At 63.1% G+C, this 20,436-nt stretch carries 21 protein-coding genes; 20 read left to right on the forward strand and 1 reads right to left on the reverse strand.

Annotated features, from left to right (window positions below; all coding sequences use genetic code 11):
• The 3 genes from IT350_06280 to IT350_06290 all read left to right on the forward strand — a co-directional run.
• The coding region (locus IT350_06280) for a hypothetical protein (protein MCC6157642.1) at positions 1 to 1,256 on the forward strand (1,256 nt) is incomplete at its 5' end.
• Positions 1,257 to 1,325: 69 nt separating this feature from the next.
• Entirely contained in the window at positions 1,326 to 1,670 is a 345-nt protein-coding gene (locus tag IT350_06285; protein MCC6157643.1) for a hypothetical protein, read from the forward strand.
• Between the two features lie 411 nt (positions 1,671 to 2,081).
• Positions 2,082 to 2,405, forward strand: coding sequence for an SCP2 sterol-binding domain-containing protein (locus IT350_06290; GenBank protein ID MCC6157644.1), 324 nt, complete (start codon positions 2,082 to 2,084; stop codon positions 2,403 to 2,405).
• A gap of 76 nt (positions 2,406 to 2,481) precedes the next feature.
• Here IT350_06290 and IT350_06295 read toward each other — a convergent pair whose 3' ends face one another.
• Positions 2,482 to 3,810 (reverse strand): hypothetical protein, encoded by a 1,329-nt coding sequence (locus tag IT350_06295; protein MCC6157645.1) that lies wholly within the window; start codon positions 3,808 to 3,810, stop codon positions 2,482 to 2,484.
• A gap of 275 nt (positions 3,811 to 4,085) precedes the next feature.
• On the opposite strand from IT350_06295, the gene rpmE reads away from it, so the two are divergent.
• The 17 genes from rpmE to IT350_06380 all read left to right on the forward strand — a co-directional run.
• Positions 4,086 to 4,352, forward strand: a complete 267-nt coding sequence (gene rpmE, locus IT350_06300; protein MCC6157646.1) for a 50S ribosomal protein L31 — start codon at positions 4,086 to 4,088, stop codon at positions 4,350 to 4,352.
• A gap of 149 nt (positions 4,353 to 4,501) precedes the next feature.
• Positions 4,502 to 5,587 carry a DUF1385 domain-containing protein gene (locus IT350_06305; protein ID MCC6157647.1) on the forward strand — a complete coding sequence of 362 codons (1,086 nt, stop codon included), beginning with the start codon at positions 4,502 to 4,504 and terminating at the stop codon, positions 5,585 to 5,587.
• 67 nt (positions 5,588 to 5,654) lie between these two features.
• Positions 5,655 to 6,725 (forward strand): peptide chain release factor 1, encoded by a 1,071-nt coding sequence (gene prfA, locus IT350_06310; GenBank protein MCC6157648.1) that lies wholly within the window; start codon positions 5,655 to 5,657, stop codon positions 6,723 to 6,725.
• A gap of 39 nt (positions 6,726 to 6,764) precedes the next feature.
• The gene (prmC, locus tag IT350_06315) at positions 6,765 to 7,631 is read left to right on the forward strand and encodes a peptide chain release factor N(5)-glutamine methyltransferase (GenBank protein ID MCC6157649.1); all 867 of its coding nucleotides are present in this window, start codon (positions 6,765 to 6,767) and stop codon (positions 7,629 to 7,631) included.
• Positions 7,619 to 8,869: a UDP-N-acetylglucosamine 1-carboxyvinyltransferase gene (murA, locus tag IT350_06320; protein MCC6157650.1), complete on the forward strand. Its 1,251-nt coding sequence runs from the start codon at positions 7,619 to 7,621 to the stop codon at positions 8,867 to 8,869. Before prmC ends, murA begins: the two co-directional genes overlap by 13 nt.
• On the forward strand, positions 8,866 to 10,176 hold the full coding sequence (hisD, locus tag IT350_06325) for a histidinol dehydrogenase (GenBank protein ID MCC6157651.1): 1,311 nt from the start codon (positions 8,866 to 8,868) through the stop codon (positions 10,174 to 10,176). Before murA ends, hisD begins: the two co-directional genes overlap by 4 nt.
• Positions 10,173 to 10,760 (forward strand): imidazoleglycerol-phosphate dehydratase HisB, encoded by a 588-nt coding sequence (gene hisB, locus IT350_06330; GenBank protein ID MCC6157652.1) that lies wholly within the window; start codon positions 10,173 to 10,175, stop codon positions 10,758 to 10,760. Before hisD ends, hisB begins: the two co-directional genes overlap by 4 nt.
• Positions 10,757 to 11,422 (forward strand): imidazole glycerol phosphate synthase subunit HisH, encoded by a 666-nt coding sequence (hisH, locus tag IT350_06335; protein ID MCC6157653.1) that lies wholly within the window; start codon positions 10,757 to 10,759, stop codon positions 11,420 to 11,422. Before hisB ends, hisH begins: the two co-directional genes overlap by 4 nt.
• On the forward strand, positions 11,394 to 12,131 hold the full coding sequence (hisA, locus tag IT350_06340) for a 1-(5-phosphoribosyl)-5-[(5-phosphoribosylamino)methylideneamino]imidazole-4-carboxamide isomerase (GenBank protein MCC6157654.1): 738 nt from the start codon (positions 11,394 to 11,396) through the stop codon (positions 12,129 to 12,131). Before hisH ends, hisA begins: the two co-directional genes overlap by 29 nt.
• Positions 12,131 to 12,901 carry an imidazole glycerol phosphate synthase subunit HisF gene (gene hisF / locus IT350_06345; protein MCC6157655.1) on the forward strand — a complete coding sequence of 257 codons (771 nt, stop codon included), beginning with the start codon at positions 12,131 to 12,133 and terminating at the stop codon, positions 12,899 to 12,901. Before hisA ends, hisF begins: the two co-directional genes overlap by 1 nt.
• Positions 12,901 to 13,245 carry a phosphoribosyl-AMP cyclohydrolase gene (gene hisI / locus IT350_06350; protein MCC6157656.1) on the forward strand — a complete coding sequence of 115 codons (345 nt, stop codon included), beginning with the start codon at positions 12,901 to 12,903 and terminating at the stop codon, positions 13,243 to 13,245. The genes hisF and hisI overlap by 1 nt, the downstream gene beginning before the upstream one ends.
• On the forward strand, positions 13,242 to 14,555 hold the full coding sequence (locus IT350_06355; protein MCC6157657.1) for a hypothetical protein: 1,314 nt from the start codon (positions 13,242 to 13,244) through the stop codon (positions 14,553 to 14,555). Before hisI ends, IT350_06355 begins: the two co-directional genes overlap by 4 nt.
• Positions 14,556 to 14,587: 32 nt before the next feature.
• Complete coding sequence (locus IT350_06360) at positions 14,588 to 16,042, forward strand: tetratricopeptide repeat protein (GenBank protein MCC6157658.1); 1,455 nt, start codon at positions 14,588 to 14,590, stop codon at positions 16,040 to 16,042.
• Between the two features lie 70 nt (positions 16,043 to 16,112).
• Entirely contained in the window at positions 16,113 to 16,859 is a 747-nt protein-coding gene (locus IT350_06365) for an HD-GYP domain-containing protein (protein ID MCC6157659.1), read from the forward strand.
• Between the two features lie 27 nt (positions 16,860 to 16,886).
• Positions 16,887 to 17,441, forward strand: a complete 555-nt coding sequence (locus IT350_06370) for a hypothetical protein (protein MCC6157660.1) — start codon at positions 16,887 to 16,889, stop codon at positions 17,439 to 17,441.
• A gap of 215 nt (positions 17,442 to 17,656) precedes the next feature.
• A complete protein-coding gene (locus IT350_06375) occupies positions 17,657 to 18,658 on the forward strand; it encodes a hypothetical protein (GenBank protein ID MCC6157661.1) in 1,002 nt (333 codons plus the stop codon).
• A 235-nt stretch (positions 18,659 to 18,893) separates the two neighbouring features.
• Positions 18,894 to 20,436 (forward strand): hypothetical protein (locus IT350_06380; GenBank protein MCC6157662.1); only part of this gene is annotated, 1,543 nt, incomplete at its 3' end.

Below are 20,436 nucleotides of genomic sequence, written 5' to 3' on the forward strand. Positions count from 1 at the left end.
ATCAGGACGACGTGCTCTATGCGACGAACGTGAGCGGCGCGTGGGTCCACACTTTCCTGTATGAGGAAAACACCGAGTTCGACTTCGGCCACGCCCTCGACATGGCGTCGGCGCTCGACGAGGACGGAAAGATCCACATCGTCCACCGGCGGTACAACGACTATTCGACGGCACACGATTCCGATCTGAACCTTTCGACGAATGAAGCGGGCGAGTGGATGCGCAAGCGGCTTATCAAGGGGTCGTTGCTCGTGTTTTCGCCGGCCGTTATTGGGGAAGACGACCGCATCCACATTGTGTTCAGGCGGGACGGCAGCGAGCGCCTTGTTTACGGCATGCTGGACGGCTCAGATTGGAACGAAGAAACGCTGGAATTGATTACAATCAAGGGGTCGATCACCGACGAAGCGATCGCCCTTTCCAATGAAGGAATCCCCCACGTCGTATACGGAACATCGAGTGGCGAAAATTTCGAAATCGATAAATTAAGATATGCCGTACGCGACTCTCGTGGATGGAACATTTCGACGATCGCCGACTCCGCTGAATATTACACGCGACCGAAAATCGCGTTCGATTCTGCAGGAACGTTGCACATTACTTACTCTGTCACGTATTCGGAACTCGGTTCATTCGAGGCGGAATACGGGACGAAGACGAGCCAATGGGCATTTGAAAGCATCCCTGATGTCGGCTCGGCGTATTCGCTTGCTATCGACTTAGATGATCGCCCCGTCATTGGTTACCGGATGCAGTTGGAGTTTACCGAGGAGACCCGCTTGGGTCGCCGGCTCAGTCCCGAAAATTGGGAGGAGGATGTCGTCCTCTCGACGCAGGGTCAGGCTGGCGCGGCTGACATTCTGATCAGAAATGACGGCACCGTCGACCTGATCTCGGCCGTTGGCGATGACGCGAACTTGCCGGACGGCAGATACTTTGCCTCGAATGCCGGCGGACCGTGGGAGCTTGAACCCTTGAATATTTCTGGCCCCGGGGCATTTACCAGAGATTCCGGAAATCGGATTCACTACGCGCTCTGGGCTACGAGTGGAGACCCTGCACTCGATCCCGTAGGAATATATTACGTCACAAATTTTCACGGCGACTGGGAGCGCTATCTTATCACAATATACACATACGATGGAGATCTTAACGTAATTTCTATTCACCAGAGAAGCGATGGCAATTTGACGTTGCTTCATGACTATACAGGTCAGGCGCTAATGGCCGCGACCTTCGAGCCAGGCATGGAATAGATCTCAAAATTCGGCTGTGCTCTGCGGTCGAATGTCCGATGTAACAACAACTGAACAAAGGGGAAGAACATGCGTGGTCGCAAATGTGCTCTCGTGTGTGCAGTGGTTCTCTGCGCCTTTCTCGGATGGGTGAAATCCAGTACGGCGGCGGAATGCGTCATGAGCGATCCGCCGAGCACGCTCGGTGATCTCTTCACGGATTGCGCCGATGCGGCGGGATTCACGAATTACTTCACTGCCGACATGGAGGAGGACGTCGACTTCGAAATCGATCAAATGGAGGCGTTCAAGATCGGCCTCGATTTCAGCAGCGATGCCGATCCGAACACAGACATGATCGAAGCGAACAACGGGGAGTTCCGTGGGACTTCCGGGGGGACTGCCGGGGACGCAATTCCGATCTCCTGCGTCTGAACCGCCTCCGGCGTCGCCTCTCCCCTTGGCCCGCTTCGCCCGCGTGCGGTCCCCTCTTTACTCCGCCCGCGCGCTACCGCTTGCGGCACGGACATCGCAACGTCGCTGCGCCCGCGCGCTGCCGCTTGCGGCACGGACATCGCAACGTCGCTGCGCCCGCGCGCACCTGCTCGGCGCGGTCGATCCGCTCGTCGCACGCACACCGCTCGACGGCTGACCCACGCCGCGCCGGAATCCCAAACGTGTTCCCGGGGCGGTGCGTTTTGCCCTTGACCGCCCCGCGCGTCTTTGTTACGAATGAATCGCGATTCATTTTGGCGGCAATCGCATTTCATCGAAGTCGGCTTGGGCGGCGACGGGACGGGGGTTCCGGCCCGCGGACCGGCCGCGAAACGCACCAGGGGGAACACCATGAGCGAGATCAAGACCCTTTTCGACAATATGAACACGCGTCTTCAGGGCAACCCCGGCAGCGTCGCCGGCATGAAGTGCGTGTATCAGTTCAAGGTGACGGGCGATGACGGCGGCGAATACTACGCCGACCTGACCGGCGACACGCCGATGGTCTCGGCGGGCACCAAGGACCCGGCGAACTGCACCATCACCGTCGCGGCGGCCGACCTGCTGGCGATCACGACCGGCAAGCTCTCGGGCCAGATGGCGTTCATGACCGGCAAGCTGAAGATCTCGGGCGACATGGGCCTCGCCATGAAGCTCCAGAAGATTTTGGGCTGACGCCGCACCAGGTTTCGAAAAATCAAAACGGCCTCGCGGATTTCCGCGGGGCCGTTTTTGTTGTCGGTCGAGTGCGTCAGCCGCAGCGGCGCATGATGAGCCCGGCCACATCCACCGTGAGCTGCGTTTCGAGGTCACGCAGGATCTCGCGCAGCGTGGTCATGCGTTCGTTGTTCACCGCATCCACGACGGCGGCGTTGAAGTTCGCCAGATCGGGCAGGGCGACGACGCGCGTCTTGCCCGCGAGGGTGCCGAGCGAATTCGCCGCCGAGTCGTCCACGCCCTCCGCGCCGAAGACGAAGTATTTGAACTCGGTGCTCTTGCCGACCGCGCGCCACAATTCTTTCGTGTTCTTGTCGGTGAAACGGCCCGGCGAGAGCGCGAACACAAGACCGCCCGCGCCCGTTCGCACGTAAAGCAGCGACAGGTCGCCATCGTGGTCCGCGGCCTGGATGTCGCCGATCGCGTGGCACATCTTCTGCAACACGCTGACGAGGAATGTCTGCGCCGCCCACGTGCCGCCGACATACGCCTTGCTCGCCGCCGGCAGCGTGACGAGACGACGCACGTCTTCTTCCTCCAGCGGCCGTCCCTCGGCGCTGGTGATGCCCATGTCGGAGAGCGTCTTGAGCGCGGCGCGATCCTTGGCGCGGATCACCGGCGCGCCGGTCGTGCGCGAATACACGACGATCTCCTCGCCCAGAAACTCCATGTCGAAGAGCTTGTCGATGTAGTACTCGGTCTCCTCGCGGTTCGGCACCGACGCCAGATATTCCTCGAGCGTGAACGACCCCGCGCCCGCCGCAAACCGCTCCATGAGCGTGTTCAGCTTGCCGTCGCGGAAGATCGCCGCGAGATCGAGGGCGCGCGCGTCGGGAGCGTCGACGGGTTTGGTGGCGAAGGGCAGCGACGCCGACTCGCCGGCCTCTCCGCCCGTCCACACGAGGCCCTTTTCCGCCACGCCGAAGGAACCGAGGGCGAGGGTCACCGCGGCATGAAACTCGCTGAGCCGGTCGCCGTCCGCGGCGTCGATCGGCACGATCTCTCCGATGTCGAGCTGGTAGTTGTTGTGGACCGACGTCGCCGCCGCGCCGGGGTCCGACCAGATGTCGTCGCCCTCGGCCTCATGTGCCTCGGTCGCGTCGGCGTAACTGCGCACCACCTTGAGATAGACGGCGCTGTGCGCATCGGGAAAGAAGACCTCGGCGAAGTGCGTACGCTTGGCCGGATGGATCAGCGCGTCGCTGCCGTCCGCGCCGAGAAGCCCGAATCGGTCGAGGATTCCCCGTTTGACGTCGGCAAGCACGCCGGCGTAACCGGCTTGCGCGAGCGCGTCGAGCAGCGCCGGCCAGTGGAAGTTGGCAATCGTCACGACACACGAACGCTGGGAAAAATTGAGCAGCATGGCCCCTCTCGCCCGTTAGCCGACCCCGCCAGCTCGGCGGCGACCGGCAACTTCTCGAATCGTTGTTCGGAAGCCCCTCGAAACGCGGTTCGAAATCCCCTCGGAATGAGGAAATACTAGGGGTTACGCCGGTTTTCCGTCAAGCAACGATGCGGGCAACGACGCGGTCTTGCAATCGGGCCGCCCGGGTGATAAAAGCGCGCGCCGATGTGCCGACGTGAATCGTCGTGGCGGCCTTTATTGTCGAGGCGGCCCTTTTTCGGCAGGAGTGCATCATGAGAAGCGGAATCCACCCCGACTACCGGGAAACCACGGTCACCTGCGCGTGCGGCAACAAGTTCGTCACGCGGTCGGTGGCGCACCCTGAGATCAAGCTCGATATCTGCGCGGTGTGCCATCCCTTCTTCACCGGCAAGCAAAAGCTCATCGACACGGCCGGCCGCGTCGATCGCTTTCGCCGCAAGTACGCCAAGGTGCAGGCTGCCAAGGATGCGGCGCAGGCCGCCGCCGAGCCCACCGAGGCCGCGCCGTCCAACGAATAGACTTCCGTCGCGTTTCCTGAGCCCGGTCATGTGCATGGCCGGGCTTTTATGATGGGATTCGCACGGATTTTCCGGTAAGCTTAATCGTCGAAATTCGGCGAAGCGAACGACCGGCAACCCGGACCCGCAAGGGACCGATCAGGACCACGATGAGCGTTCTTCTCGTACAGAGCCCCGAGGGCGGCAAGATCCAGCATGTCGGCGGACAGGCCGTGCTCGAAGGCGTCATGATGCGCTCGCCCAACAGCTTCACGGTCAGCGTGCGGCTCGGCGACGGGCGGATCGTGCTGCGCGAAGACCGCTGGCGGTCCATCTGGCATCGGCTGCGTTTCCTGCGCTGGCCGCTGCTGCGCGGATCGATCGTGCTGACCGAGGCCATGTGGAACGGCATCTCGTCGCTCACCTTTTCGGCGCACTGGGCCGCGACCGAAGAGGATAAAAAGGACGAAAAGAAATCCGAAGCGGCCGAGAAGCCCCAGTCCGCCGAGAAGCCCCAGTCCGCCGAGAAGCCTTTGTCGGATCTGGCGATTCTCGGCGCGATCGTCGTGAGCTTCGCGTTTTCGATCGGATTGTTCGTCGCGCTGCCGCACGCGCTGACCGCGCTGCTGGGGCTGACCACGGAAAGCTGGCAATTCCACGCGGTGGACGGTCTCATCAAGATCGCGATTCTGGTGGGTTACGTGTGGGGCATCAGTTTCATGCCCGACATCCGGCGTGTGTTCCAATATCACGGCGCCGAGCACATGGCGATTTTCACCTATGAAAACGATCTGCCGCTCACGGTCGAGAACGCGCGACGGTTCACGCGCTTCCACCCGCGTTGCGGCACGAGCTTTCTGTTCATGGTGCTCGCGATCTCGATTTTCGTTTTCTCGGTCGTGTTTCCGTTCCTGCCCAAGCTGCCCGACTGGCACCCGGTTCTGAAAAACCTCGTTTACATCCTCGTGAAGATCCCGCTGCTCCTGCCGATCGCGGGCATCAGCTACGAGATCACGCGCCTCTCGGCGCGGTTCGAGAAGAATCTGCTGCTGCAAATCGCGACGCGCCCCGGTGTGTGGCTGCAGCACATCACGACGCGCGACCCCAGCGACGACCAACTCGAGATCGCGCTGCTCTCGCTCAAAAAATGCCTGTGGCGCGAGAAGGCGATCAGCAAGACGGCGGACGGCCCCGAGGGACGCGTTGATTTCTTCGGCTCCTTCGCCGAAGCGGCCGCGGCCATCCCCGAGTCCTAGCCTCCTTCGCGCGGCTCTTCGCGTTTCGCCCTTCGGCGTATTTCCTTTTTTTTTCGAGGTCTGATCCGTGTTCGCCAAACTCGATGACGTGGTCCGTCGTTTCGACGAGATCGAGACGCAGCTCGCCGACCCGGCCGTGACCTCCAGCCCCGAGCGCATGATGAAGCTCGGCAAGGAGCGCGCGGGCATGGTCGACGTGGTCGACAGTTATCGGCGCTATCAGGTGGTGCTGCGGCAGATCGAGGACAACCGCGCCCTCGCGTCGGACGACGACGCGGATGTGCGCGAGATGGCCGCCGAGGACACCGCGCGTCTCGAAGCGGAAAAGGAAAACCTCTCGGCGCGGCTGATGATCCTGCTGCTGCCGAAAGATCCCTACGACGACAAGAACATCTTCCTCGAAATCCGCGCCGGCACCGGCGGCGAGGAGGCGGCGCTGTTCGCGGGCGACCTGCTGCGCATGTATCTGCGTTACGCGGAAACGCGCGGCTGGCGCAACGAGATCATGAGCGCGAGCGAGACGGGGCGGGGCGGCTACAAGGAAGTCATCATGATGATCCGCGGCGACAAGGTGTATTCGCGGCTCAAGTTCGAATCGGGCGTGCATCGCGTGCAGCGCGTGCCGGAAACCGAGGCGCAGGGACGCATTCACACGTCGGCGGTCACGGTGGCGGTGCTGCCCGAGCCCGACGAGGTCGACGTCAAGCTGAACGACTCCGAGCTTCGCATCGATGTGTACCGGTCGAGCGGTCCGGGCGGACAGTCCGTCAACACCACCGACTCCGCGGTGCGCGTCACGCACCTTCCCACGGGTCTCGTGGTCGCGATTCAGGACGAGAAGAGCCAGCACAAGAACAAGGCCAAGGCGCTCAAGATTTTGCAGGCGCGGCTGCTGGAGCGGGAGATCGCCATGCAGCAGGCGGCGCAGGCGGCCCAGCGCAAGAGCCAGGTCGGCAGCGGCGATCGGTCGGAGCGCATCCGCACCTACAACTTCCCGCAGAATCGCCTGACCGATCACCGCATCAACTTGACCCTCTATCAGCTCGACCTGATCATGGAGGGGCGGCTCGACGAGGTGATCGAGCCCATCGTCGCGCACATGCAGGCGGAGACGCTCAGGTCCGCGAACGACGACTGACGCCCGAGAGTACGCGGACTCCCTCGCGCGGAACGAACCATGACCGAGAAAAAACGCTGGACCGTCATGCCGCTCGTGCAGGCGAGCGCGGAGTATCTCGCCAAGCGCTCGACGTCGGCGCGGCTCGACGCGGAGCTGCTGCTCGCGAACGTGCTCGAGACCGACCGGGTCGGCCTGTACTGCCGATTCGACCGCCCGATGGCGGAGGATGAGGTCGACCGCTACCGCGACCTCGTGCGGCGTCGCGGCGCGGGCGAACCGGTGGCGTATTTGATCGGCGAGCGCGAGTTTTTCGGCATGCGTTTCGCCGTCGATCGCCGCGTGCTGATTCCCCGTCCCGAAACCGAACTGCTGGTCGAGCGGGCGCTGGCGCTCGTTCCCGGGGGCGCCGAGTTGCGCGTGCTGGACATCGGCACGGGCAGCGGAGCGATTGCGGTGGCGATCGCGGCGCGTTGCACCGGCGTGCGCGTCGTCGCCGTGGACATTTCCGAGGACGCCCTCGTCGTGGCCGCGGCCAACGCCGCGCGGCACGGCGTCGCCGACCGGATCGAATTCGCGCGAAGCGACCTGTTCGAGCACGCGCCCGGGCGCTTCGATCTCGTGGTGTCGAATCCGCCGTACATCGCCCCCGAGGCGCGCGATTCGCTCGCGGCGGACGTCGCCGAATTCGAGCCGGAAACGGCGCTTTTTGCGCCCGATCGCGGGCTTTACGTCATCCGGCGGATCATTCAAGATGCGCCCGCCCGAATGAGCCCCGGTGCGTCGTTATTGATCGAAATCGGTTTCGATCAGGCGGACGCGGTGCGGGAAATCGTCCGCGCTTCCGGTCTATACGACGAGTGCGTCGTCCACCCGGATCTCGCGGGTCGGGCGCGCGTGGTCGAGGCAAAACGATGGACAAGATGATCGTGACCGGGGGCGAGCGCCTGATGGGCGAGGCTCGCGTCTCCGGAGCGAAAAACGCGGCGCTTCCCCTGCTCGCGGCGACGCTGCTCGCCGAGGGTCCGTGCGTCATTCGCGGATTGCCGAAGCTGCGTGACGTGCAGACGATGATCTCGCTGCTCGCGCGCATGGGCGTTCGTCACGAAGGCGACGCCGACGTCCGTCTCGATACGAGCGTCATCACCGATTTCGAAGCACCCTACGACCTCGTCAAGACGATGCGCGCGTCCACGCTCGTGCTCGGACCGCTCGTCGCGCGTCACGGATTCGCGCGCGTCAGTCTGCCGGGCGGATGCGCCATCGGCGCGCGGCCGATCGACCAGCACCTGAAGGGGCTCGAGGCGCTGGGCGCGGAGATTCACCTTGTCCACGGCTACGTCGAAGCCCGCGCGAAAAAACTGCGCGGCGCGCGGATCGTCTTCGACATCCCCAGCGTGGGCGCGACCGAAAACCTGCTGATGGCGGCGTCGCTCGCCGAGGGCAAGACCGTCATCGAAAACGCCGCGCGCGAGCCGGAGATCGTGGCGCTGGCCGATTTCCTGCGTGCGATGGGCGCGAACATTCAGGGCGACGGCGGAGAGGAGATCGTGATCCACGGCGCGAACCGTCTCGACGGGGCCGGGATCGACCTGATCCCCGATCGCATCGAAGCCGGCACGCTCATGGTCGCCGCGGGCATGACGCGAGGAAATGTGCTGCTGCGCAATTGCCCGCTCGATTCCCTCACGGCGGTCGTCGAGAAGCTGCGCGCAACCGGCATGACGATCGAGGCGGAAGACGGCGGCGCGCGCGTCATCGGCCCGGCGCGCATCCGCGCGGCGGACGTGAAGACGCAGCCCTATCCCGGTTTCCCCACCGACATGCAGGCGCAGTTCATGGCGCTCATGACGACGTCGCAGGGCACGAGCGTCATCAACGAGACCGTCTTCGAGAACCGCTTCATGCATGTGCTCGAACTCGAGCGCATGGGCGCCGAGATCCGCGTCGAGGGACGCACGGCCATCGTGCGCGGCGTGCCGATTCTCTCGGGCGCGGAAGTCATGGCGACCGATCTGCGTGCGAGCGCGAGCCTGATTCTGGGAGCGCTCGCGGCCGAGGGCCAGACGGTCATCCATCGCATCTACCATCTCGACCGCGGCTACGAGGCGATCGAGAAAAAACTGATGGCGCTCGGTGCGCGCATCGAACGGGCGCGCGAATGAAACGGCTCGTCTCGAAGGATCCGAATTTCGCCGCGCAGTTCATCGAACTCGGCGCGCGTCTGGCCGAACCGGCGCGGGAGGTGACCGCGTCGGTCGCGCGGATCATCGCCGACGTGCGCGAAAACGGCGACGAGGCGGTCGCGCGCTACGCGCGCCGGTTCGACGGCCGCGACGCCGTCGTCGAGGTAAATCCCGCGCGCTTCGCCGCCGCGCTCGACGGGCTGTCGGGTGAGCTGCGCCTCGCGCTTGCCACGTGCGCCGAACGTCTGCGCACGCAGGCCGAACAGGAACTGCCCGCCGACATCCCCGGCACGCCCGACGCGCTGGGCGTCAGCCTCGCACGGCGCTTTAGGCCGGTGCGTCGCGCGGGGATCTACGTGCCCGGCGGGCGCGCGGCGTACCCCAGTTCACTGCTGATGGCCGCGATTCCCGCGCGCGTGGCGGGGGTCGAGGAACTCGTCGTCGTCACGCCGCTCGATCCCGATGCCGAGGCGGCGCGCGCCGTGCTCGCGGCGGCGCATCTGGCACGCGTCGATCGCATGTTCATCGTCGGCGGCGCGCACGCGGTGGCCGCGCTCGCCTTCGGCACGCACGCCATTCCGCGCGTGGACGTCATCGTCGGCCCCGGCAACGCGTACGTCGCCGAGGCGAAGCGACAGCTCTACGGCGTCGTGAACATCGATGGCGTCGCCGGGCCGAGCGAGGTGATGATCCTCGCCGACGAATCGCTGCCGCCCAAACACGCGGCGGCCGATCTGCTCGCGCAGGCCGAGCACGATCCCGAGGCGCGGTGCGTGCTGGTCACGGTCGATGCGGATTACGCCGACGCCGTGGAGCACGAGGTGCGCTATCTGACGCAGGCCGCGCCGCGCCGCGAGGTGATCGAGGCGTCGCTGCGCGATCACGGAGCGATCATCGTCGTGCGCGACTGGGACGAGGCGGCGACCCTCGCCGATGCCTACGCGCCGGAGCATTTGCAGATCGCGTGCGCCGAGGCCGACCGGATTCTCGCCAAGATCCGCACCGCGGGGGCGGTGTTTCTGGGCGGCGACACGCCCGAGGCGCTGGGCGACTACGTGGCGGGCTCGAATCACGTGCTGCCGACGGCCGGCACCGCTCGGTTTTTCTCGGGTCTGTCCGCCGCGTCGTTCATGCGGGCGACCAACATCATTCGCGCAACGCCGTCGGGCCTGAAGGCGCTCGCGCCGGCGACGATGGCGTTCGCGCGGTCCGAAGGACTCTTCGCGCACGCCCAGGCGGTGGAACTGCGTCTTGAGACGATGGACGCCACGGGAGGCAAGTCATGACGAATGCGCCGCGCAAAGCCGAGCTGTCGCGCAAGACGACGGAAACCGACATCACGGTGAGCGTAAACCTCGACGAGCCGGGCGAGTCGCGGATCGCGACGGGCGTCGGATTCTTCGACCACATGCTCGCGCAGGTCGCGCGCCACGGACGCATCGGCCTCGCCATTGCCGCGAAGGGTGATCTGCACATCGACGCGCACCACACCGTCGAGGACGTGGGGCTGGTGTTCGGGCAAACGCTGGCGCAGGCGATCGGTGACAAGGCGGGCATCGAACGCTACGGCGAGGCCCGCGTGCCGATGATGGAGTGCCTCGCCGAGGCCGTGATCGACTGGTGCAATCGCCCGTTTCTCGTGTTCGACGCGTCGCAGGACGGCAAGCTCGGCGACATGGATGCCGAACTCGTCGAAGAGTTCTTCCGCTCTGTCGCGACCACGGCGGGATTCACGTTGCACCTGACGCTCGTGCGCGGCGGCAACCGGCACCACGGCGCGGAAGCGCTCTTCAAGGCATTCGCGGTCGCGCTGCGCCGGGCCGCGGCCCGCACCGGCACGGGCGTGCCGAGCACGAAAGGCGCGCTTTGACCCGGATCGCGGTGATCGATTACGGCTCGGGCAACCTTGCCAGCGTCGCGCGGGCACTCTCGTCTCTGGGCGCGCGGTTCGTCGTCACGTCGGACCCCGCCGAGATCCGCGCGGCCGACGCGCTGATCCTGCCCGGGCAGGGCGCGTTCCGCGACTGCATGACGAACCTCGAAGGACGTGGTCTCGACGCCGCGATCCGCGAGGCGCTTGCCGCCGGCAAGCCGTACCTCGGCATCTGTCTCGGTCTCCAGATTCTGTTTGAGCGCAGCGACGAATTCGGTACGACGGCAGGGCTCGGTTTTCTGCCGGGACGGGTGCGGCGATTCGAGGGGCCGTGGTTTGACGGACGACCGCCGGAACTCAAGGTGCCGCACATGGGATGGACGAAGATCGACAAACGCGCGGCGCATCCGGTCTTCGACGGCATCGAGTCGGGTGCGTACTTTTACTTCGTGCACTCGTTTTTTTGCGAGGCTGACGAGCCCGGCGACATCGTCGCGTCGGCGACGCACGGCCTGACCTATACGGCCGCCGCGGCGCGCGGGCGCGTGGTGGGCGTGCAGTTTCATCCGGAAAAAAGCCAGGCGGCCGGCCGCCGGCTCCTCGGCAATTTCCTGCAATTCGCCTCCGGAGATGAGCGTGTTTTTCATTCCGGCGATTGACATCAAGGACGGCCGGTGCGTGCGCGTCGCGCAGGGCGACCTCTCCACGGCGAAGACCTATTACCAGGACCCCGAGCACGCGGCGGCGATTCTCGCCGACGCGGGCGCGACGTGGATTCACGTGGTGGATCTCGACGCGGCGGTCTCGGGCGAGGCGGTCAACCGCGCGGCGGTGGAGCGGATCGCGAAGCGCCCGGGGCTGCACATCGAACTGGGCGGCGGAATCCGCTCGCTCGAAAGCGCCGACCGATGGTTCGAGGCGGGCGTGGAGCGCGTGGTCGTGGGAACGCGCGCCGCGCGCGAACCGGATGTGGTGCTGGGCTGGATTCGCGAGCGCCCGGGGCGCATCTGCGTGGGCATCGACGCGCGCGACGGATTCGTCGCCGTTCATGGCTGGACCGACGTGACCGCCGTGCGCGCGGTCGATCTCGCGAAGCGTTTCGACGTGCCCGAGCTGGCGGCGGCGATCTACACCGACATCGCCCGCGACGGCATGCAGACCGGCGTGAACATCGCTGCGACGCGCGAACTGGCGGCGTCGATTGCCGCGCCGGTCATCGCGTCGGGAGGACTCGGCGGCATCGAGGATCTTCGCGTGCTCGCCCGCACGCCGGAAAACAACATCGTCGGCGTCATCTCGGGCCGCGCGGTGTACGAAGGCTCCATCGATCTCGCCGAAGCGTTCACCGTTCGCCGCGAGTACGCGTAATGCCGGCGAAGCGCATCATCCCCTGCCTCGACGTGCGCGACGGGCGCGTGGTCAAGGGCGTCAACTTCGTGGACATCATCGACGCGGGCGACCCGGTCGAAACCGCGCGCGCCTACGACCGGCAGGGCGCCGACGAGATCGTCTTCCTCGACATCACGGCAAGCTACGAGCGGCGCAAGGCGATTTTCGACGTCGTTTCACGCACGGCGGAGCAGGTCTTCGTTCCGCTCACGGTGGGCGGCGGCGTCGGCAAGCTCGACGACTTTCGCGACTTGCTGCTCGCCGGGGCCGACAAGGTCAGCGTGAACACGGCGGCTGTGCGCGACCCGAATCTGATCGAGCGCGCGGCGTATCAGTTCGGCAGCCAGTGCGTGGTCGTGGCGATCGACGCACGGCGGCGGCCCGACGGATCGGGTTTCGAGGTCGTGGTGGTCGGGGGGCGCGAATCGACCGGTCTCGACGCGGTCGAGTGGGCAACGAGGGTCGAGCGGCTCGGCGCGGGCGAGATCCTGCTGACGAGCATGGATCGCGATGGAACGAAGGACGGGTTCGATCTGGAACTCACGCGCACCATCACCGACGCGGTGACGATCCCCGTGATCGCGTCGGGGGGCGTGGGCGAGCTCGATCATTTCTACGACGGCCTGACGGCGGGCGGCGCTGACGCGGCGCTCGCGGCGTCGGTCTTTCACTTCGGCACATTCACGGTCGGGCAGGTGAAGCAGTACCTGCGCGACCGGGGCGTCGAGGTGCGCGAGGCGTTTTCGTGATCGATCTGTCGGCCCTCAAATTCAACGACGCCGGGCTCGTCGCGGTCGTCGTGCAGGCGCGCGAGAGCCGCGAGGTGCTGATGATGGCGTGGGCGAACGCCGACGCGCTCGCCGAGACGATTCGTTCCGGCCTCGCCACCTTCTGGTCGCGGTCGCGCGGCGAACTGTGGACGAAGGGCCTGACGAGCGGGAACACGATGCGCGTCGCCGAGATCCGGCTCGATTGCGACGGAGACGCGGTGCTCTACATCGTCGATCCGGCGGGACCCGCCTGCCACACGGGACGGCGAACGTGCTTTTATCGTAAAGTGAACGGCGAAGAATTCATCGAGGACGAGCCATGATCCGCGCCCGTGCGTTGTCAGCCCTGATTTCGCTGCTCTTGGTCGTCGGGCTCGCCGCGTGCGCGACAGGCGACGACGACGATTCGGCGGCGGCTTCGGCGGATGACGACGGCGCGGACGGCGATTCGACCGATGACGATTCGACCGACGACGACGGCGTGAACATCGATCCCGACGACGACACGGATGACGACGCGGGCGACGACGACGCGGACGACGACGACATCGACACGAGCCCGTGGCCGTACTTTCCGCCCGAGGATTGGGGTCCATTCCGCGTCGGCGTGCGAACCGAATATTGGGTGGACGAATCGCGCCACGAGATCTGGGGCAACATGGACCGCACGCTCCCCGTCGAAATCTGGTATCCGGCGGCGGACGCGGGCGGCGTGCCCAACGCGATGCCCGACATGCTCGGTCCGCTGCCGACGTGGGCGCCGGGGCTGCTCGATTCGATCTATCAGGAGAAGCTCGACGAATTGTGGAACACGACGACGTACGCGTTTCGCGATGCGCCGGTAGCCGACGAATCGCGGCGCTTCCCGGTCATTCTGTTCAGCCACGGACTCACGGCGATCCGCTTCCAGAACTACACGCTGTGCGAATACCTCGCGAGCCACGGCTTCGTGGTGATCGCGCCCGACCATTACGGCAACGCCATCTTCGTCAACATCCCCGACGCGATGGTGGTGTTTTTCAACCCGGTGACGACCGTGAGCGCGTACTGGGATCGCCCGCTCGATGTCGATTTCGTTTACGACGAGGTCGAACAACTGGCGCGGGAAGACGATTGGTTTCTCGCCAGGCGGCTCGACCTGACCGCCTTCGGCGTCACCGGCCACAGCTACGGCGCGCTTACCTCGCTGCTCGCGGGTCCGGGGCGGGACTACATCAAGGCCATCGCTCCGCTCAACCCGGTTTGGCTCGGGTTTTTCCCGACCTCGTATCCCAAGCCCGTGCTCATGTTGCAGGGCACGCTCGATGGGCTCGCGGGCGGCATGTTCGACTCCAACGTCACCTCGCGCGCCCTCTTCGATTCGCTCGAAGTCCCGCGCAGGATCCACATCGAAATGCTCGAGGCCGGCCACTACAGCGCCACCGACGCCTGCCTGCTGCTACCGCCGTCGTTCGTGTCGCCGATCACGGGTTGCTCCGGCGAGATGATCGACACGGATCTCGCCAATGCCATCACCGCGCGGTATCTGACGGCGTTTTTCCGCGCGTCGTTGCAGGATGACGACCGCTACGTGCCCACGCTGCTCGCCAACGAATACCCCGAGGACATTGAACTGGTCTCGGTTTGGCAGTAAAAATCGAACAACTCCGACTCCGTGCGGGCACCATGCGTTTTATGCGTTCTCTTTTCGCGGCTTGGGCTGTTTGCGGCGTCGTCGCCCTGGGCGCGGCGTGCGCGTCGAAGGCGTACGTCGCCCCGAAGCAGGAAATGAAGGCTCCGGAGAAGCCGCGGGTCGATTTTTCCAACGTCACGCCCGGCGCGCTCAACCAGCACCGCGAGGCGATGGATCTGTTCAAGAACGGCGATTACGAGGGCGCGGCACGCCATTGGCGCGAGGCGCTCAAAGCCGGTGCGCGCGACGTGACCTTTCAGTACGAGGTCAACTACAACCTCGGCGTGACGTTTCAGAAGATGGAAAAATACATCCTGTCGGAGCAGCACTTCCGCAAGTCCATCGCGCTCGACGACAAAAACGCGCGCGGATACATCGGCCTCGGCACGGCGCTGTCGTTTCAGGGCCGTCAGGGCGAGGCCGTGCCCATGTTCCGACGCGCGCTCGAACTCGACCCGGGGTCGCCCGAGGCTTACGCGGGCATCGCGGCCATGGCGGTGTCGTCGGGCGAGTATGCGAACGCCGTCGACGCCCTGCGGTTCGCCGCGTCGGCTTCGCCATCGGACGGCGCGCTGCGCGACAGTCTGATCGGGGCGTACGTGGGGCTCGCGTCCGGGCGCGTCGCGGCCGGCAATCTCGACGCGGCGCAGGAGCTGTATGGCATGGCGGCGGCGCTCGGCCCCAAGGATCCGCGCCCACTTTACGGTGCGGCGTTCGTGATGCTGCGTCGCGGTTACCCCGGACGTGCGAAGCCGCTCTATTCCCAGGCACGCGACCTGCAGCCGAACCGCAAACCCGACTGGGAGGACCTCGTTCCGGGTTTCGACGGAAAGCCGGACACCACCGAGGCGCTGCGCGCCGAGAGCATGGCCCGACTCTTCCGCGACCGCGGCGATTTCGAGCGGGCCGCCGAGCAATACGCCCTGCTGCTGGCCCTCGACCCTTGGCGGGCCGAAATCTGGCGCGAATACGGCGATCTCGCGATGGACAAGCTGAACGACCCGAAACGGGCCGGCGACGCCGTGCACGCCCTGTGGGTGCTCGACCCGCAGGATGCGAAAGCGACCGACATCGCTCTACGCCTCGGTCAGAACGCGCCGGATTTGCCCAAGGCCGACAAACCGGCCATGCTGTGGTCGAAGGCGGGATCGGCGATCACGCTGGACGGAAAGGGCGTGTCGGGAGACGCGGCGGCGCTCAACGCCGGAGCGAGGATCACCCGTCAGGCCCGGATCGGCGGAGTCGGCGGGAAGCATGTGGTCGAAGCCCGGTTGATCGGTCCCAAGGGCGAAACCGCCCGTTCGGATCGATATGAGATCGATGTGGTGACCGCCGAGATCACGCTGACCGTGTTCGATACGCTCCCAACCGCCGGTGCGTGGAAGCAGGAATGGTCGATCGATGGAAAAGTGGTGGGCGGCGTGAGTTTCGAGCTTCAAGCTCCCTGAGTTTTTGTCGATAAGTCATTCGGACCATAAAATGGGGGCGGACGCGGGCGCGCGCCCGCGGGAGCGAAGGATGAACGGCGAACGCGATGCACGGGCGATGAACGCCGAAAATGAAGCCCTGAGGAGCGAAAACGCGGATCTGCGTCGCCTGCTCGACCGCACGGCGGAGCGCCTGGCCGACGCCGACGCGAAACTGCGGATCGCGCACCTGTCCACCATCCAGACCCTCGTCCGGGCGGTCGAATTCAAGGACCCATATCGCAAGGGTCACTACGAAATGGTGAGCAAGCTCGCGGTCGCCACCGGGCGACGCATGGGCCTCGACGATGAGACCATCGATCGCCTGCGGTTCGGCGGCATGCTGATGGACGTGGGCAAGATCGCCGTCGATACGTCGTTGCTGACCAAGCAGCAGCCCCTCTCCGACGTGGAACTCGCCGCGATCCGCGAGCACGTGCGCGTCGGCGCGCAGATTCTCGATCCCATCGTGCACCCGTGGGAGATCGGCGAACTCGTGTTTCAACACCACGAACGCTGGGATGGTTCCGGTTATCCGCGCGGCCTCGCCGGCGAGGACATCCTGATCGAGGCGCGGATCCTCGGCATTTGCGACAGTTTCGTCGCCATGATGGCGACCCGGGCGTTTCGTGCCGCGTTCAGCCGCACGCTGACGCTCGAAATGATCCGCGACGAGTCGGGCCGCAAGTTCGACCCGGGGGTCGTCGAGGCGTTCGTCGCGGTGGTCGAGTCGGGACCGGACGCGCTGATGGACGAATTCGCCCGGCATTTCGACATGGACAACGACCCCGGGATCTGACCCGTAACCGTGAGCGGAGGCGCCCAGATGGCGGAAGTGACCAATCGGCGGAGCGGATACTTCATCGACCGCCCGTTTCAGGGAAAATTCATCGCGGTCGGACTCGCGGGGCTCGCCACGCTCGCCGTCGGCTCGCTGGTGCTGTGGGGCTCGCAGATGTCGAGCGCTACCCAAATGTCGCCGGGAGCGCAGTCGGGCATCAGCGTCGAGGTCGTGATGCTCCTCGTCCTGATTCTCGCGCTCGTGGTGGTGACGGTGATGTTCGGGCTGCGTTTCTCGCACCGAATCATCGGCCCGATCTACGCCTTCAACCGGCACCTCAACTGGATTCGCGAGGGGAACTACTCGCGCGACCTCAAGCTGCGTCAGGGGGACGAGTTCCAGAACCTCATGACGACCTTCAACGCCACGCAAAGCGCCCTGCGCCGACGCACCCGCGAAAACATCGAAACGCTCGACCGGGCGTTGCGCGCGCTGACCGAACTGGAACACGCCGCGCCGGACGCGAAGCCCGTCGCCGAGGAACTGCGCCGCGAGATCGCCGAGGTCAAGAAGCGCGAGGAGAGCGTGCTGGCCGGGTGATTCGCCGAGGAACCGAGCCCGACGAAAAACGCACTACTTTTTCCGCCTTGACATCGAATACTCGCCGTGATATCGAATCCCCATCGATTGCAATTGGCACGACGTTTTCGTCCGCATTTCTCTACGTGCCCAAGAGGGGATCCGAACCCTCTCGACGCTATTGCGGGCAGGACAAACGGCCTCGGGTTCAACCGTGAGCTGAAAGGCGGCGAGCAATGAGAAACGTCAACTTCATAGCGTCCTCGGTTGCTGGTATGGTTTTCCTCCTCATCGCGATTCTGCTTGGGGCGGGGTGCGGCGAAAGCAACGACAACGGAAACCCCCGCGGGAATTCTACCGATTCGAGCGACAACGACGATGACGCCACCGACGATGACGCCACCGACGACGACGGCAGCGACGATGACGCCACCGATGATGACACGTCCGACGACGATATCGACGACGACACGTTTGATGACGACATAGGCGATGATTTGCCCGACCAATATGGCGGCTATTCGTCCGTGGAGATCGCCGAGAACGCTTTTTTCATTGAGGATTCTTTGGCGTCTATGGCAGTAATATCATCCGATTCCATCGTCTTTCCGGGATCTGGGGCAGATGCGTTAGATTTACTTCAGCCTGGCGATATTATCTATAGCACCTATGGTAATGGGTTTTCGCGAAAAGTTCTTGAACTTATCGCCATACCCGACGCCGTCACAGGGAAATCCATCTCTGAGTACATTGTTGAGACTGTTGCCGTTGGGATTGCCGAACTCTGTTATAACTGCGATGTTAGCTATTACCAAGCTCTTGACCCGATTAATGTTGTGGACGGTGACGGGACTATCCTGTATGAAGACGACGGAGGTTGGCTGGGAAGTGATTTATCGATTACTCTTACAAAAGGACATGTGCGTCTAACTCCATCCTTCTTTTTCAGATTAAAGACTGTTGACGGCGTCCTTGAAGAATTTCGGTCAGTTTTTACCGGACCGGCGACAGCCGCAATTGAAATAGAAGCTGAAGCCCGAGAACAGCTAGACGAAAGCGGTTCAGATATTATTGATATTGCTCCGCTCGCCGCAATTCCGATTCCTGGGCTTCCTGTCGTGTTGACTCCGCATTTGGCTCTAAATTTGGGCTATGATGTATGGTTTGACGCGGTAGCGACAGTTTCCGGGGGGGGTCTCTATTTCATCGGCGGTAACACTAGGCATAAAATATTTTAATGAAGATTTCAGTCCGGTTAACAGTCAGTCATTTATTTATGGAGCTTATGGGCCCAATTGGTCTAGAAACATCGATGCGGGAGTATCTGCTTATGCGCATTTGCAACTTAACCTTCAAATTAACGAACTCGCAGGACCGTTTATCGAACTTGGTCCTGACGCTGATGCTAAATTTTCTCTCAGCCCAATTTGTCATGCGGAATTATTTGGAGGAGCGAGTGCTACGGTCGGATTGATGGTAGATTTTCTTGGCATTGAAGGGGATGCGTTGACTTGGGACGTTTGGGAACTGGAACGGCGCGTTGCATATTTTAATTGTGGTGTTCTCCCAAGGCCAACTTCAGTGGTTCCAACACGCGTGCAACCGAATTCTTTGACCCGCTTCACGGTTTCTGGGGCGAATCTAAACGAAGGCATGGGCTTTTTTGTTCCGGAATGTTACGGGGTGGAGGAGATTTCAGGCGGATCGACTGCTAGACGCTATTTTGAGTGCACAACCGGCAGTTCTCTAGGTGCGAAGCAGGGCTGTGTCAAGGATCAACCCGGCGGAGGAGAATGCTTTAATTTTGTTGTGAATGTTGGAAATATTCCGATCGTCGAAGATGTGTCGCCACGCCTTGTGTCGCTCGGTAGAAACCGCGCAAATCCGCGAGTTCGATTCACCGTTTTCGGGCAGGAATTGCCGGATGATTTGGGATTTTTCGTGGATGGTTGCAATGACTATGAACCCATTTCGGCCGACCCAAACGAATTTCAAATAGATTGCACATTTGACGGCACGGCCGGAACGAAGCGTGGAACAGTTCGAGAATTCATCGGAGGTGAGCAACTGCTCGCTTTTGATGTTCTTGTCGGCCAGTCCGGAGCGATCGTGGATGAGGTGCAGCCGGCCACCGCAGTGCCATCGGCATTGAACACATTTGATGTCATCGGACAAAATTTGCCAACCGGACTTACCTTTTGGGTGGACCAGTGTCAGGGCGTTTCGGAATTGAGCGGTGGCACGGGTAGTCATCGTCAATTTAGTTGTACATTTGGAAGCGTAAGTGGAGAAAAGTCTGGGGCAGTTTCAAAGGACGGTCAAATATTATACCGATTCTCGGTTCAAGTTGGCACTTCGTCTCCAAATGTAACTTCTGTCTATCCACAACGTGCCACCATTAACGAATATACTGAATTTACCATCTATGGTGAAAATTTAATTTCAGGAATGGGGTTCTGGGTGGATGGATGCGATCAGATCCACGAGGTGGCCGGTGGGTCAAGTCAAACTCGGCAGTTTACGTGTACGCCGATCTCGCTCGGCATGAAAGATGGCGTTGTGAAAGATCGGCCCACTGGCACTATACTAAAGACGTTCACTGTCGATATTCACCAAACTACATCAAACGCATCAATTACGCTCACACGCCCAGGCATGGGGGAGACTTGGGGTATAGGATCGTCACATATGATCAATTGGGCGACGGCGAACTCGTTGGGATGTATAGACGTGAATTTGTACTGGGGCGCGACGAACAACTTGCAGATTGCGGATTGTTCGGCTGATGATGGGACTCAAAGTTGGTCCGTTCCTGCTGATCTAATTGATCGGGACGACTACAAGATTGTAGTATCGTTTGATTCCGATTCAGACATCAAAGATGACGCAACGATTTCGATCACCTCGAACAATCCTCCGACCACTCCGACGATCAGTGCGCCGGCCAGCGGCAACGTGAACACGAACATCAATGTTCCGGTTACGGTCGGGACGGACCCGGACAATGATCAGGTGA

Source organism: Deltaproteobacteria bacterium, from assembly GCA_020845895.1.
Classification (GTDB): domain Bacteria; phylum Lernaellota; class Lernaellaia; order JACKCT01; family JACKCT01; genus JADLEX01.